Consider the following 14,110-nt stretch of genomic DNA (forward strand, 5'->3'; position numbering starts at 1 on the left):
CGCCAGCGCTGCCGCGCCCCCCAGGACGCGGCAGCACCTGGGTCAGTCCTGCTCGAGCTCCGCGAGGACCTCGTCGGACGCGTCGAAGTTCGAGTAGACGTTCTGGACGTCGTCCGAGTCCTCGAGGGCGTCGATGAGGCGCAGCACCTGACGGGCGCGGTCGGCGTCGACCTCGATCTGCATCGACGGGTAGAACACGGCGTCGGCCGAGTCGTACTCGATGCCGGCGTCCTGGAGCGCGGTGCGGACCGGGACCAGGTCCGTGGCCTCGCAGAGCACCTCGAACGAGTCACCGAAGTCGTTGACCTCCTCGCCGCCTGCCTCCAGGACGGCCTCCATGACCGAGTCCTCGTCGGTGCCCGCCTTCGGGACCATGACGACGCCCTTGCGGTTGAAGAGGTACGAGACGGATCCCGGGTCGGCCATCTGTCCGCCGTTGCGCGTGAACGCGATGCGGACCTCGGCGGCAGCGCGGTTCCGGTTGTCGGTGAGGCACTCGACCAGGACCGCGATCCCGCCGGGAGCGTAGCCCTCGTACATGATCGTCTGGTAGTCGGCGCCGCCGGCCTCGGCTCCCGAGCCGCGCTTGAGAGCGCGCTCGATGTTGTCGTTCGGCACGGACGACTTCTTGGCCTTCTGGACGGCGTCGAAGAGCGTCGGGTTGCCGTTGATGTCACCGCCGCCCGTGCGGGCGGCCACCTCGATGTTCTTGATCAGCTTCGCGAAGAGCTTGCCGCGCTTCGCGTCGATGGCAGCCTTCTTGTGCTTGGTGGTTGCCCATTTGGAGTGACCGGACATGCCTTAACGCTCCTTGCGAACGATCGAGACGAAAAATTCATGGACACGCGTGTCCCCGGTGATCTCCGGGTGGAAAGACGTCGCGAGCAGCGCGCCCTGGCGTACCGCGACAATCCTACCGGCGCCCGGCCCGCTCGTGACGGTGGCGAGCACCTGCGCGTCGGACCCGACCTCCTCGACCCACGGCGCGCGGATGAACGAGGCGGGGACCAGGCCCTCGATCCCTGCGAGCTCGAGCTCCGTGTCGAACGAGTCGACCTGGCGTCCGAACGCGTTGCGCCGCACGGTCATGTCGATCCCGCCGAGCGTCCGCTGGTCCGCGGTACCGCCTTGCACCCGGTCCGCCAGGAGGATCATGCCGGCGCACGAACCGTAGGCGGGCAGGCCGTCGCGCAGCAGGGCGCGCAGCGGCTCTCGGAGCTCGAAGACGCCGAGCAGCTTGTCGATCGTGGTCGACTCGCCGCCCGGGATCACGAGGCCATCGAGCGCCTCGAGCTCGCGCAGGCGCCGCACCCCGACGGTCGTGACCCCGACCGCCTCGAGCGCGTCGCGGTGCTCACGGACATCTCCCTGGAGCGCCAGGACGCCGACTGTCGTCACGACGACCGATGATACGGCCGCTGCCCTGACGGTCCTGCACGCGACCACGCCTCGCGCTGCTAGGTTCGCTGGATGACCCCCGCAGCTCCCTCGGCCGTCCCTGGCGTTGCGCACCCCGCACGCCGACGTCGCGGACCACGCATCCTCGTCGCCGTCGGCATCGTGCTCGCCGCGCTCGGGGTCGTCGCCCTCGTCCTCGGTATCGTCTCGTTCGCCCGCACGCTGCCGATGGGGATCCTCGACGGCCGGGGCGAGCCGGGCAGTGACGTGATCGCCTCGGCGGAGGCTCCCGGCGAGCTCGCGATCACGCTCGCCGCGGAGGAGCCCGTGACGATCTGGGCGACGAGCGTCGACCGGGGCCAGGGCCCGAGCTGGGATGTCGAGGTCCGGTCCGCCGACGGGACGCCCCAGCGGACGACCACGGGCGTGACCGCGACGACCCAGCGGGCAGGAGTCCGCGCAGTCTCGGTCGCGGACTTCACGCCGACCGTGGCGGGCACCTACGTCATCTCGCTCGAGGCCACGGAGACGACGGCCTCGATCGGCCGCCTGCTCGTGACCGAGGCAGTACCCGTGCCCACCTTCGTCACGCGCCTCCTCACGGGGATCGGGCTCATCTTCGTCGGCATCGCCCTGGGCGTCGTCGGCATCGCGCTCGGCGTCGGCGGCGCGGTCTGGTGGGGCGTCACCGCGAACGACGACCGGCGTCGCGACGCCGCACCGCACGGGCCGTCTGCACCACCTCCGGGCCTGTGAAGGGCTCGGACGACGGCGTGAACGCGACGCAGGACCCGTCCGCGGGCGCGGACGCCGACCAGCACACCTTCCGGCGCGAGCTCAAGAACCGGCACATCCAGATGATCGCCCTGGGCGGGGCGATCGGCACCGGCCTGTTCTACGGCTCGGCCGAGTCGATCTCGCTCGCCGGGCCATCGATCCTGCTGGCCTACGCCGTCGGCGGGCTCGTCATCTTCGCCGTGGTGCGGGCGCTCGGCGAGATGTCTGTCGACGAGCCGCGCACCGGCGCGTTCTCGTACTACGCGTACAAGCACTGGAGCCCCCGTGCCGGGTTCGTCTCCGGCTGGAACTACTGGTTCAACTACGTCGCTGTCGCGATGGTCGAGCTCGCTGTGGTCGGCAAGTTCGTCGCGTACTGGCTGCCCGACGTGCCGCACGGCGTCTCCGCCGCGTTCTTCCTCGTGACGATCACCGCGATCAACCTCGTCGGCGTCCGGGCGTTCGGTGAGTTCGAGTTCTGGTTCGCGCTGATCAAGGTCGTCGCGGTGATCGGGATGATCGTCCTCGGCGTCGTCGTTGTCGTTCTCGCGATCAACGACAACCCAGCCCTGCCCGACCCGAGCTTCCGCCACCTGGTCGACGACGGAGGGTTCTTCCCCCACGGCGTGACCGGGACCGTGATGGCGCTCGTCGTCGTCATGTTCTCGTTCGGCGGCGCCGAGCTCGTCGGTATCACCGCGGGCGAGGCGTCCGACCCGGGGCGGACGATCCCGCGCGCGATCAACCAGGTGATCTGGCGGATCCTGCTCTTCTACGTGCTCGCTCTCGCAGTGATCATGGCCGTCGTGCCGTGGGCCACGATCGATGGCACGACGAGCCCGTTCGTCCAGATCTTCGACAGCGTCGGCGTCAAGGGCGCAGCGCACGTCCTCAACCTGGTCGTGCTGACGGCCGTGATGTCGGTCTACAGCTCGGCGCTCTACTCGAACGGCCGGATGCTGCACACGCTCGCGCACCAGGGCAGTGCTCCCGGGTTCCTCGGACGGGTGGGCCGCAACGGGGTCCCGGTGTACGGCGTGCTCGTCTCGTCGGCAGTGACGGGTGTGGCGGTGGTCGTCGTGACGATCTGGCCCGACTTCGCGTTCCGCTACCTCATGGCGATCGCGACGATCGCGGGCGTCATCAACTGGTCGATGATCGTGATCACGCAGCGCAAGTTCCGGCGCCGCATCGGTGCAGACGCGTCCGCGCGGCTCGCGTTCCCGCTGCCCGGCGGGGCGGTCACGACGTGGGGCGTTCTCGTGTTCCTCGCCGGGGTGGTCGTGCTCATGGCGCTCTCCCCCGACTACCGCACCGCGGTCGTCGTCGGGCCCGTGTGGGTCGCGCTGCTCCTCGTCGCGTTCCAGCTGAAGGGCCGCCGGCGAGGGAAGGGTGTCACGCTCACCGACTGAGCGCTGAGAGGCGGGGTGTCAGCCTTCGCTCTGGATCCCGAGGCTCCGCACGACGCCGTCCCAACCTGCGGCGAGCTCGTCGACCAGATCGGCGAGGGACTCGGGGAACACCTCGACCTCCTGAGCGCGCAGCTCTGCGGTCGTGATCCAGCGTAGCTCGTCGAGCAGCTCACGCTCGGTGTCGGTCCAGCCCGCGTCCGACGGGTCGACACCCCGGCCTGGCACCCGCACGAGGAAGAAGACCTCCTGCTGCCGGCAGCTCTCGCGCAGGAAGTGGAAGAGCGCGTCGCGCTCGATCACCGGTCCGACGAGGTCGCCGGGGGCGACCCGCATGCCGGTCTCTTCCCAGAGCTCACGCGCAGCTGCTTCGCGGGGCGTCTCGCCCTCGTCGATACCGCCGCCGACCGTGAACCACCAGGACCTCTCGGGCTGGTCGAGGTCGTGGCCGCGGACGAGGAGCGCGCGCCCTTCGTCGTCGATCACGAGGACGCGCGCGGCAGACCGGGAGCGCACGCCGTCGGGGCCGACGGTCCAGTCGGCCCCGAGCGACGTCGCGCCGTCGTCGTGGCCGCCGTCGTTGTCGACGGCGGCCACGGTGACGTCAGGTTCCGAGGTCACCAGCCGCGCTCGGCGAGGCGGTGCGGCACGGGGATGTCGTCGACGTTGATCCCGACCATGGCCTCGCCGAGGCCGCGCGACACCTGGGCGATGACGTCCGGGTCGTCGTAGAACGTCGTGGCCTTGACGATGGCCGCCGCGCGCTGCGCCGGGTTGCCGGACTTGAAGATGCCCGAGCCGACGAAGACGCCCTGGGCGCCGAGCTGCATCATCATCGCGGCGTCGGCCGGGGTCGCGATGCCGCCCGCAGTGAACAGGACGACGGGCAGCGCGCCTGCCTCCGCGACCTCCTTGACGAGCTCGTACGGGGCAGCGAGCTCCTTCGCCGCGACGAACAGCTCGTCCTCGGGAAGGCTCGACAGACGCTTGATCTCTGCACGGATGGTCCGCATGTGCGTCGTCGCGTTGGAGACGTCGCCCGTGCCTGCCTCACCCTTCGAGCGGATCATCGCGGCGCCCTCGGTGATGCGCCGGAGCGCCTCGCCCAGGTTGGTCGCCCCACACACGAACGGCGCCGTGAACTGCCACTTGTCGATGTGGTTCGCGTAGTCGGCGGGGGTGAGCACCTCAGACTCGTCGATGTAGTCGACGCCGAGGGACTGCAGCACCTGAGCCTCGACAAAGTGCCCGATGCGCGCCTTCGCCATGACGGGGATCGACACCGACGAGATGATCGAGTCGATCATGTCGGGGTCGCTCATGCGGGACACGCCACCCTGCGCACGGATGTCCGCGGGGACGCGCTCGAGCGCCATGACGGCGACCGCGCCGGCGTCCTCGGCGATCTTCGCCTGCTCCGCCGTGACCACGTCCATGATGACGCCGCCCTTGAGCATCTCGGCCATGCCGCGCTTGACGCGCGCAGAACCGACCGACGGCGAAGCACCCGAGTCAGCAACCATTTCGCTGGGCACAGCACACCTCATCACATATCGACCTGAATCCGGCCCGGGTGGGCCAGCGCGTCATACTACCGTCCGGCCGCGACCACACCGCGGCCCGGCCGCGGGAGTTCCGCCGGCCAGACGTCGTCGAACTCGACCATCTGCGGCATCGGCGCGCGTCCTGCGAGGTGCAGCACGCGGACGCCGCGCTTCGCTCGCATGCGCTGCGCCTGGGCGACCGCCTCGTTGTGGAATCGTCGCGCGAGCTGGACGCGGTACCAGGCGGCTGCGAGGTCGGTGAGGATCTCGCCGCCGTCGACCGTCGAGCGCAGCTCAGCGACCTCCTCGGCGTCCGCGAGGACGGCGCGCAGCGCAGCCGAGAGGTTCGACTCAGCGTGCGTCCGCACCTCGCCGAGGCCCTCGGCGAGGGCCTGGCCGATCACCCGGGGTGGTGCCGCGCCGTGCACGAGCTCCGCCTGGTTGCCGGGCCCGCTGGAAGGATTCTCGTCGACGAGCGAGGCGAGGTCGGGGACAGCGACGAGGAGCTCGCGGTCCCCCTGTGCGGCATCCGTCGCGATGACTGCGTCTGTGAGGACGAGCGCGCTCACAGGATCGATCGCGCCCGACGTCGCGAGAGCGTGCGCGGCACCGGCACGGCGCACGAGCTGCGCGTCGAGCGCGATGCGTGACGCGACGACCTTGCGGTGCAGCCGGTCGAGCCGCGTCGCGGCCTGCCAGGCGACGACGACGCCCACCGCGAGCACGGCGACGAGGATGACGACGACCTCGGACCAGGTCATGAGGTGACCTCCTTCGTGAGGCGTGCGGCCCGGCGTGAACGCGGGTCCTCGGTGACGCGGACGGTCGCCTCGGACGCGGCGAGCACCATCTCGTAGACCGTCAGCACCTCGCGGGTCACGACGGACCAGTCGTAGCGTCGCACCGCCTCGGACGCGACCGCGACGACCTCTCTGCGGCGCGCAGGGTCGCGCAGGACGTCGACGAGCACCTTCGCGAGATGGTCGCCGTCACCGTTGCGGAACAAGATGCCTGCCTCGCCCTCCTCGAGGACGCGGCGGAAGGCGCCGAGGTCGCTCGCGACGACGCACGTGCCTGCGCTCATCGCCTCGACGAGGACGATGCCGAAGCTCTCGCCGCCGGTCTGCGGCGCCACGTAGGCGTCGACGGAGGAGAGCAGGGCGGCCTTCTCCTCGTCGGAGATCCCGCCGAGGAACTCGACCGCGCTCGCGTGCTCGCCGAGCGCGGCGATCGCGTCGGCCTTGCCCTGGTCGCCACGCCCTGCGACGAGGAACCGCGCGCCGGGGATCTGCTCGAGAACAGCAGGGATCGCGGACGTGAGGACGGGCAGACCCTTGCGGGGCTCGTCGAGGCGACCGAGGAAGGCGATCGTCGGGCGTTCGGGCGTCCCGGTCCAGCGCGGGTCCGGCTGGGCGTTCGCGAACGGCTCGACGTACACGCCGTTGGGGATGACGACGGCGTCACCGCCGAGGTGCTCGGTCGACGTCCGGCGAGCGTCCTCCGAGACGGCGATGCGGGCGTCGATCTTCTCGAGTCCCGGCCGGACGAACGGGTAGGCGACCTGGAGGGCACGTGAGCGGGGCATCGACGTATGGAACGTCGCGACGATGGGCCCGGTCGCGATCCACAGGGCGAGCATGCTGAGCGAGGGGGTCACCGGCTCGTGGAGGTGCAGGATGTCGAAGTCACCCTGGACCAACCAGCGGCGCACCTTCGCGGCTGCGACGGGCCCGAAGGTCATGCGGGCGACGGAGCCGTTGTAACGCAGCGGGATCGCACCCCCGGCCGACGTCATGTAGGGCGCGAGCGGCGTGTCCTCGTCGGCAGCGACCAGGACGCCCACCTCGTGCCCCTGGGCGATGAGCGCCTCGGCGAGGTCGCGGATGTGGAACTGCACACCGCCCGGGGCCTCGAACGAGTACGGGCACACGATCCCGATCCGCAGCTTGCGGCCAGGCACGTCTGCCACGGGACTCTCGGTCATCGTTCCTCCTGCGTGTCGGCGGGTGTGCCGTCGATGGCGGCAGCCGCCTCGGTCGTGCGCGCGTAGCGCTCGGGGTCGAGGTCCTCGACGAAGACGCGCTGCAGCATGTGCCACTGCTCGGGTCGTTCGGCGATCGCCTCCGAGACGGCGTCGACCCAACCCTGGGTCATCGCGAGCGTCTGGTCGCGACGCGGCAGGTCCGGGGCCACCTCGACGGCAGGGTGGAACCGGATCACCAGGCCCCACGGGGTGCCCGCGCGGCGACGCCGCTCCCCCGTGAGCCGCTCGTGCCACATCGAGATCGGCAGGAGCGGCGCACCCGTAGCGACGGCGAGGGCGGCAGGTCCCGCGGCGACGCGCGCGCGCCGGCCGAACATGTCCACCTCGAGGCCGCGGGCCGTCAGGTCGCGGTCGGCGAGCAGCGGCACGAGCGACCCGCCAGCCTTTGTCGCGCGCAGCAGCCGGGTGAACACGCCGTCGTCGCCGAGCGTGTGGATCGTCATGCCGAGGCTCTCGCGGAACTCGAGGAACTCCTCGTAGAGACGAGGCGGCTCGAGGCGCTCCGCGACGGTGACGACGGGCATGATGTGCGATCCCGAGTACGCGCCCGCGAGGTCCCAGTTGCCCATGTGCGTGAGCGCCGCGACGACAGAGCGCCCCTCCGCGCGCGGGGTGAACACGTGCTCCTCGCCGACGAGCCGCACGCGGGCCACGAGCTGCTCAGGCGTCATGGACCGGAGGGTGAACACCTCTGCGTAGTAGCGCATGTAGGCGCGCATCCCGGCCCGGGCGAGGCGTCGCACCTCTCGGGGGGACGCCTCCGGGCGCACGCGCGCATAGTTGGCCTCCAGCCGGCGCACACCTGACCCGCGCAGCGCCCAGACGACGACGCCCGCGACGTCGAACGCGCCACGCACGAGAGCCCCTGGCAGGTGACCGAGGACGTCCCATGCGAGCTGGAACGCCCGACCGGCGTCGAAGACCTTCACCGGCCCGCCTCGGAGCCGCTCGTGGGAGCGCCGGGGAGGCTGCCCGCGCCTGCACGCACCTGACCGTGGACGTGCGCCATACGCTGCACGATCGTCACGGCTGCGGCGACGGCGAGCACCGCGAGCGCGACGACGAGGACGACGCGCGGCGCACCGTAGCCGACGGCGAGCGTCGCGACGAGCGCGAGTGCGATGCGGTCGGCGCGCTCGGCGATGCCGACCGCGGCCGTCATGCCGAGCCCCTCGGCGCGTGCGCGGGCGTACGGCACGACGGCGCCGAGCGCGAGGCACGCGAGGGCCACGAGGACGCCCGCGCGGTCGTCCTGGTCGAGGAAGAACAGGAGCAGGCCCGCGAAGATCGCCGCGTCGGCGAGCCGGTCGAGCGTCGAGTCGAGGAAGGCGCCCCAGGGCCCGGCGCGGCCGGACTCGCGGGCCATGATCCCGTCGAGAGCGTCGGTGAACACGATGACCGCGATCGTCCAGGTGCCCGCGACGAGGTGGCCGGTCGGGAAGAGCCACAGCGCGGCGACGACGACACCGAGGGTGCCCGCGATCGTCACCATGTCCGGCGTCACGCCGATCCGCAGGAGCAACCGCGCGAGCGGTCCCAGCACCTTGGTCACTCCGGATCGCAGGTGGTCGAGCACGGTGGTCCTTCCTCTCGGGGCTCCAGGCCCCTGGTGTCGTCCCGTCCGGGACGCGGCGACGCGCGGCGTCGCCGTGGGTCAGTCTGCCTCGCGCGCCCACTGCGCAGCGAGACGCGCGCGCGTGTCGGCGAGCAGCTCGGGCAGCGCCTTGGTCCTGCCGACGACCGGCAGGAAGTTCATGTCGCCCGACCAACGCGGCACGACGTGCTGGTGCAGGTGCGCGGCGATGCCCGCGCCGGCGACCTCGCCCTGGTTCATGCCCAGGTTGAAGCCCTGCGCACCCGAGGCCTCCCGCAGCACGGTCATGGCCCTCTTGGTGAGGGCCGCGACCTCGGCCGTCTCGGCGTCGTCAAGCTCCGTGTAGTCGCTGACGTGACGGTAGGGGCACACGAGGAGGTGGCCACCGTTGTACGGGAAGAGGTTCATGACGACGAACGCGGACTCGCCGCGCGCGACGATCAGCCCGTCCTCGTCCGAACGACCCGGGGCGAGGCAGAACGGGCAGCTGCCCGACGTCGAGTCGGCCGGCTTGCCCTCGCCCTGGATGTACACCATCCGGTGCGGCGTCCACAGCCGGCCGAAGCCGTCGGGAGTGCCGGGGAGGTCGCTCGCGGCGTCGGACGCCTGAGCGCCCGACGCCGCCGTCGCGTCCGTCATGTCCACGACGTGCTCAGACCTGCGCTCGGTCGCGCACCGCGGCGACGATGCGCTCGATCGCGTCGGCGACCGGGATGCCGTTCTCCTGGCTCCCGTCGCGGAAGCGGAACGACACCGCGCCCGCCTCGACGTCCTCGCCGCCGGCGATGAGCACGAACGGGATCTTCTGGGTGGATGCGGTGCGGATCTTCTTGGCGAAGCGGTCGCTCGAGTCGTCGATCTCTGCGCGGATGCCTTGCGCGCGCAGCTGGGCGACGACGTCCGCGAGGTAGTCGTTGAACGGCTCGGCGACGGGGACGGCGAGCACCTGGACGGGCGCGAGCCACGCCGGGAAGGCGCCCGCGTAGTGCTCGAGGAGCACGCCGAAGAAGCGCTCGATCGAGCCGAACAGCGCACGGTGGATCATGACGGGCCGCTGGCGCGTGCCGTCCGCGGCCGCGTACTCGAGGTCGAAGCGCTCGGGCAGGTTGAAGTCGAGCTGGATCGTCGACATCTGCCACGTGCGACCGATCGCGTCGCGCGCCTGGACGGAGATCTTCGGGCCGTAGAACGCCGCGCCGCCCGGGTCGGGGACGAGCTCGAGACCTGACTCGGTCGCGACCTCCTCGAGAGTGCGGGTCGCCTCCTCCCAGATCGCGTCGTCGCCGACGAACTTCTCGGGGTTCTTGGTCGACAGCTCGAGGTAGAAGTCGTCGAGGCCGTAGTCCGCGAGCAGGTCGAGCACGAACGTCAGCGTGCTCGCCAGCTCGTCCTTCATCTGCTCCTTGGTGCAGTAGATGTGGGCGTCGTCCTGCGTGAGGCCGCGCACGCGCGTCAGTCCGTGCACGACGCCGGACTTCTCGTAGCGGTACACCGTCCCGAACTCGAACAGGCGCAGGGGCAGCTCGCGGTAGGAGCGTCCGCGCGCGTCGAAGATCAGGTTGTGCATCGGGCAGTTCATGGGCTTGAGGTAGTAGTCCTGGCCCGGCTTCGTCACGGCGCCGTCGTCGTCGACCTCCTCGTCGACGTGCATCGCGGGGAACATGCCGTCTCGGTACCAGTCGAGGTGACCCGAGATCTCGTACAGGTGCCCCTTGGTGATGTGGGGCGTGTTGACGAACGAGTACCCCGCCTCGATGTGGCGGCGGCGCGAGTAGTTCTCCATCTCGGTGCGGATGATGCCGCCCTTGGGGTGGAACACTGGCAGGCCCGAGCCGATCGCGTCGGGGAACGAGAACAGGTCCATCTCCGCGCCGAGGCGGCGGTGGTCACGACGCTCGGCCTCGGCGAGGCGGTCGAGGTAGGCGGTGAGCTCGTCCTTCGACGGCCACGCGGTGCCGTAGATGCGCTGCAGCTGAGGGTTCCTCTCCGAGCCGCGCCAGTAGGCGGCGGCCGAGCGCATGAGCTTGAAGCCGTTGCCGATGAGCTTGGTCGACGGCAGGTGCGGGCCGCGGCACAGGTCCTGCCAGGCGACCTCGCCGCCCCGGCGGAGGTTCTGGTAGATGGACAGGCCGCCCTCGCCGACCTCGACCGAGGCCCCCTCGGCGGCGTCGGCGCTCGAGGACTTCAGGCCGATCAGCTCGATCTTGTACGGCTCGGCGGCGCACTGCGCGAGCGCCTCGGCGTCCGTGACCTCGACGCGGCGGAAGGTCTGGCCTTCCTTGACGATCCGCATCATGGCCTTCTCGAGGGCCTTGAGGTCGTCGGGGGTGAACGGCTCGGTGACGTCGAAGTCGTAGTAGAACCCGTCCTTGATGGGCGGGCCGATGCCGAGCTTCGCGTCCGGGTTGACCTGCTGGACGGCCTGGGCCATGACGTGGGCGGCGGAGTGCCGCAGCACGGCGAGGCCGTCCTCGGAGTCGATCGTCACGGCCTCGACAGCCGTGCCGCCCACGAGGACCGTGTCGAGGTCCTTGAGCTCACCGTCGACGCGGACGACGACGACCTCGCGGCGGTCGGCGAACAGGTCCGCGCCCGTCGTGCCCGTGGTCACCGTGGTCTCGACGCCGTCGACGGTCAGGGTGACGTTCTCGAGCGGTGACTCGGACACAGGGTTCTCCTCGGGTGCGGGCGCGCTGCGGGGCGCGGTGCTGGATCGGCGGTGATCGCTCACCGGTGTGCGTGCGCGCGTCGCGAGACGCGCACCCCTAGATGCTACCGACCTGAGGGTCGGGTGCGGCGCACGCCGGTCGACGGCACGGCGGTCCACGGGTCCTCGGGCCAGTCGTGCTTCGGGTAGCGGCCGCGCATGTCGGCGCGCACGCCGCGGTACGGACCGTCCCAGAAGGACCGCAGGTCCGCGGTGACGGCGACGGGCCGACGCGCCGGCGAGAGCAGGTGCAGCAGGAGCGGGACCCGGCCGTCGGCGAGGCGCGGCGTCTCGCTCCAGCCGAAGACCTCCTGGACCTTGACGGCGAGGACCGGCTGCTGCGACGCGGAGTCGCCGCTCGCGACGTCGACGACCGCGTAGTCGACGCTCGCCTTCGAACCCGAGGGCAGCTCGATCCGCTCGGGCGCGAGCTCGTCGAGCCGTCCGGCCTGCGGCCACGGCAGGAGGGTGCGCAGCCCGCCGAGCACGTCGACGTGCTGCAGGTCGCCCGCCGTGCGGACACGTGCGAGCGACGGTCCGAGCCACGCGTCGAGCGAGTCGAGGAGCGCTGCGTCGGCGACGTCGGGCCACGGCGCGCCGAGAGCGCCGTGCAGCACCGCGAGCCGCGCACGCAGCGAGCGCGCGGCGACGCTCCACGGCAGGACGTCGAGGCCGTCACGTGCGATCGCGTCCCGCACGACGGCGGCGACCTGCTCGGGGGACGGCGTCCAGGCCTCGCTCGTCAGCTCGATCGCGCCGAGGGACGTCGTGCGGCGCGCGACGACGCGGCCGTCCTTCCACACGACGGTCGCGTCGTCCGTGAGTGCGGCCCCGGCTGCGGCGAGCGCGAGGTCCTCGTCGAGCGGTGCGGCACCGCGCACGTACGCGTCGCGACGCCCGGGGGCGCGGTCCGCGTCTGCGACGGCGAGCCACTCGTACGCGGCGAGACCAGAGCCGTCGGGCAGCGCCGCGCCCGTGCCGCCGACCATGAGGTACGTCCCGCCGGTCCGGCGACGTCGGGCGACGCGCTCGGGGTGCGCGAGCGCGACGACGAGACCGGTCGCGAGGTCGCCGGTCAGGCGCTCGGACCCGCCGCCCTCGCCTCTCCCCCGCGCTGCCCGGCCGTGCTCCTCGAGCCGCCGCACAGAGGCACGCCACTCGTGCGCGCCGGGGCCGCCTCGGCGGACGTCGCGCAGTGCGGCGACGAGGTCGGCGTCACCACGGCGGACGTCCTGGTCGAGCAGCGCCACCACCTCGGCCGCTCGTCTCGGCCCGACGACGTCGCTCGCGTCGAGCAGGGCGCGCGCGAGCCGCGGGTCCGTCGGAACCGACGCGACGCGCCGTCCACGCTCGGTGACACGCCCGGCGTCGTCGAGCGCGCCGAGCATCGTCAACGTCTCGCGGGCCACGGCTGCGGCCGCCTCGGGTGGCGGGTCGAGCAGCGCGAGCGACGTGAGCTCGCTCCCCCAGCACGCCGTCTCGAGGAGGAACGACGTGAGGTCCGCCGTGAGGATCTCAGGCGTCGGGTGCTCCGGCAGACGGGCATGGTCCTCGGGCGACCAGCAGCGATACACCGCGCCGGGCGCCTCGCGGCCGGCGCGGCCCGCGCGCTGCTCGGCGGCGGAGCGGCTCACCGAGACGGTGACGAGTCCGGCGAGCCCGCGCCGCAGGTCGGTACGCGGCTCCCGCGACAGGCCCGCATCGACGACGACACGCACGCCCGGTACGGTCAACGACGACTCGGCGACAGCCGTCGACACGACGACGCGGCGACGGCCGCCCGGCATGAGCGCGGCGTCCTGCCGCTCGGCCGGCAGCCGGCCGTGCAGTGGCAGGACGGCGGCGTCGAGCCCCGCGCTCGTGAGACGTCGCACGACCTGGTCGATCTCGCGCACCCCTGGCACGAACACGAGCACGTCACCCTCGCGCTCCGCCGCGGCCTGGGCGACGGTCGCGGCGACGTGGTCGAGGAACGCCGGGGTCACACCGCGGTCGTCCATCCTCCTCGCGCGGGCCGGGAGCGGGCGCCACACGACGTCGACCGGGTGCAGCGCGGCCTCCGCCGACACGACCGCGGCGGGTGCGGCGTCGTCCCCGAGCAGCGCGGCGGTGCGGCCTGCCTCGACAGTCGCGGACATCGCGACGACGGCAAGGTCCGGGCGCAGCGCGGCGCGCACGTCGACGAGCATGGCGAGGACCAGGTCGGAGTCGAGGTGGCGTTCGTGGACCTCGTCGAGCACGACGGCGGACACGCCCGCCAGCTCCGGGTCGCGCTGCAGCCGCCGCAGCAGCACGCCCGTCGTCACCACCTCGACGCACGTCGCCCTCGACGTCCGGGAGTCACCACGGACGGAGTATCCGACCGTCTGCCCCACCTCCTCCCCGAGGAGCCACGCGAGCCGGCGGGCGGCCGCACGCGCTGCGACCCGACGCGGCTGCGTCACGACCACCCGGCCGCCGACCTCGTGCACGACCGCGGGCGGGACGAGCGTCGTCTTGCCCGTCCCCGGCGGCGCCTGGACCACGGCGACCCCTCGTGCGCGCAGCGCCTCGCGGAGCGCGGGCAGCACCACGGCCGCTGGCAGGTCGCCCGGGTTCGCGAGAAGGCGCGCGATCGCGTCGGGTGCAGGCTCCATC

At 71.9% G+C, this 14,110-nt stretch carries 13 protein-coding genes; 2 read left to right on the forward strand and 11 right to left on the reverse strand.

Features of this window, described 5'->3' with window-relative positions:
- Positions 1–42: 42 nt before the first annotated feature.
- Positions 43–798 (reverse strand): YebC/PmpR family DNA-binding transcriptional regulator, encoded by a 756-nt coding sequence (locus HF995_RS08950; protein WP_168447429.1) that lies wholly within the window; start codon positions 796–798, stop codon positions 43–45.
- 3 nt (positions 799–801) lie between these two features.
- Positions 802–1,398 (reverse strand): pyridoxal 5'-phosphate synthase glutaminase subunit PdxT, encoded by a 597-nt coding sequence (gene pdxT, locus HF995_RS08955; RefSeq protein ID WP_350308810.1) that lies wholly within the window; start codon positions 1,396–1,398, stop codon positions 802–804.
- A 72-nt stretch (positions 1,399–1,470) separates the two neighbouring features.
- Between pdxT and HF995_RS08960 the strand changes: the two genes are divergently transcribed.
- Entirely contained in the window at positions 1,471–2,154 is a 684-nt protein-coding gene (locus HF995_RS08960) for a hypothetical protein (protein WP_168447431.1), read from the forward strand.
- Positions 2,155–2,171: 17 nt separating this feature from the next.
- The gene (locus HF995_RS08965; protein ID WP_350308811.1) at positions 2,172–3,587 is read left to right on the forward strand and encodes an amino acid permease; all 1,416 of its coding nucleotides are present in this window, start codon (positions 2,172–2,174) and stop codon (positions 3,585–3,587) included.
- An 18-nt stretch (positions 3,588–3,605) separates the two neighbouring features.
- Here HF995_RS08965 and HF995_RS08970 read toward each other — a convergent pair whose 3' ends face one another.
- The 9 genes from HF995_RS08970 to hrpB all read right to left on the reverse strand — a co-directional run bounded on the left by HF995_RS08970 (position 3,606) and on the right by hrpB (position 14,109).
- Positions 3,606–4,205, reverse strand: a complete 600-nt coding sequence (locus HF995_RS08970) for an NUDIX hydrolase (RefSeq protein ID WP_350308812.1) — start codon at positions 4,203–4,205, stop codon at positions 3,606–3,608.
- Positions 4,202–5,107, reverse strand: coding sequence for a pyridoxal 5'-phosphate synthase lyase subunit PdxS (gene pdxS / locus HF995_RS08975; RefSeq protein WP_168447610.1), 906 nt, complete (start codon positions 5,105–5,107; stop codon positions 4,202–4,204). Before pdxS ends, HF995_RS08970 begins: the two co-directional genes overlap by 4 nt.
- Before the next feature lie 68 nt (positions 5,108–5,175).
- A complete protein-coding gene (locus HF995_RS08980) occupies positions 5,176–5,889 on the reverse strand; it encodes a hypothetical protein (protein WP_168447432.1) in 714 nt (237 codons plus the stop codon).
- Positions 5,886–7,112: a glycosyltransferase family 4 protein gene (locus HF995_RS08985; RefSeq protein WP_434060848.1), complete on the reverse strand. Its 1,227-nt coding sequence runs from the start codon at positions 7,110–7,112 to the stop codon at positions 5,886–5,888. The genes HF995_RS08980 and HF995_RS08985 overlap by 4 nt, the downstream gene beginning before the upstream one ends.
- Positions 7,109–8,101, reverse strand: a complete 993-nt coding sequence (locus tag HF995_RS08990; RefSeq protein ID WP_168447433.1) for a phosphatidylinositol mannoside acyltransferase — start codon at positions 8,099–8,101, stop codon at positions 7,109–7,111. The genes HF995_RS08985 and HF995_RS08990 overlap by 4 nt, the downstream gene beginning before the upstream one ends.
- The gene (gene pgsA, locus HF995_RS08995; RefSeq protein ID WP_168447434.1) at positions 8,098–8,748 is read right to left on the reverse strand and encodes a phosphatidylinositol phosphate synthase; all 651 of its coding nucleotides are present in this window, start codon (positions 8,746–8,748) and stop codon (positions 8,098–8,100) included. The genes HF995_RS08990 and pgsA overlap by 4 nt, the downstream gene beginning before the upstream one ends.
- A 78-nt stretch (positions 8,749–8,826) precedes the next feature.
- Positions 8,827–9,405, reverse strand: a complete 579-nt coding sequence (locus HF995_RS09000) for an HIT family protein (protein ID WP_168447435.1) — start codon at positions 9,403–9,405, stop codon at positions 8,827–8,829.
- A 13-nt stretch (positions 9,406–9,418) separates the two neighbouring features.
- Positions 9,419–11,434 carry a threonine--tRNA ligase gene (thrS, locus tag HF995_RS09005; protein WP_168447436.1) on the reverse strand — a complete coding sequence of 672 codons (2,016 nt, stop codon included), beginning with the start codon at positions 11,432–11,434 and terminating at the stop codon, positions 9,419–9,421.
- Positions 11,435–11,538: 104 nt separating this feature from the next.
- Entirely contained in the window at positions 11,539–14,109 is a 2,571-nt protein-coding gene (gene hrpB / locus HF995_RS09010; RefSeq protein WP_168447437.1) for an ATP-dependent helicase HrpB, read from the reverse strand.
- Between the last annotated feature and the right edge of the window lies 1 nt (position 14,110).

The sequence above is a fragment of the Sanguibacter hominis ATCC BAA-789 genome, from assembly GCF_012396185.1.
Classification (GTDB): domain Bacteria; phylum Actinomycetota; class Actinomycetes; order Actinomycetales; family Cellulomonadaceae; genus Flavimobilis; species Flavimobilis hominis.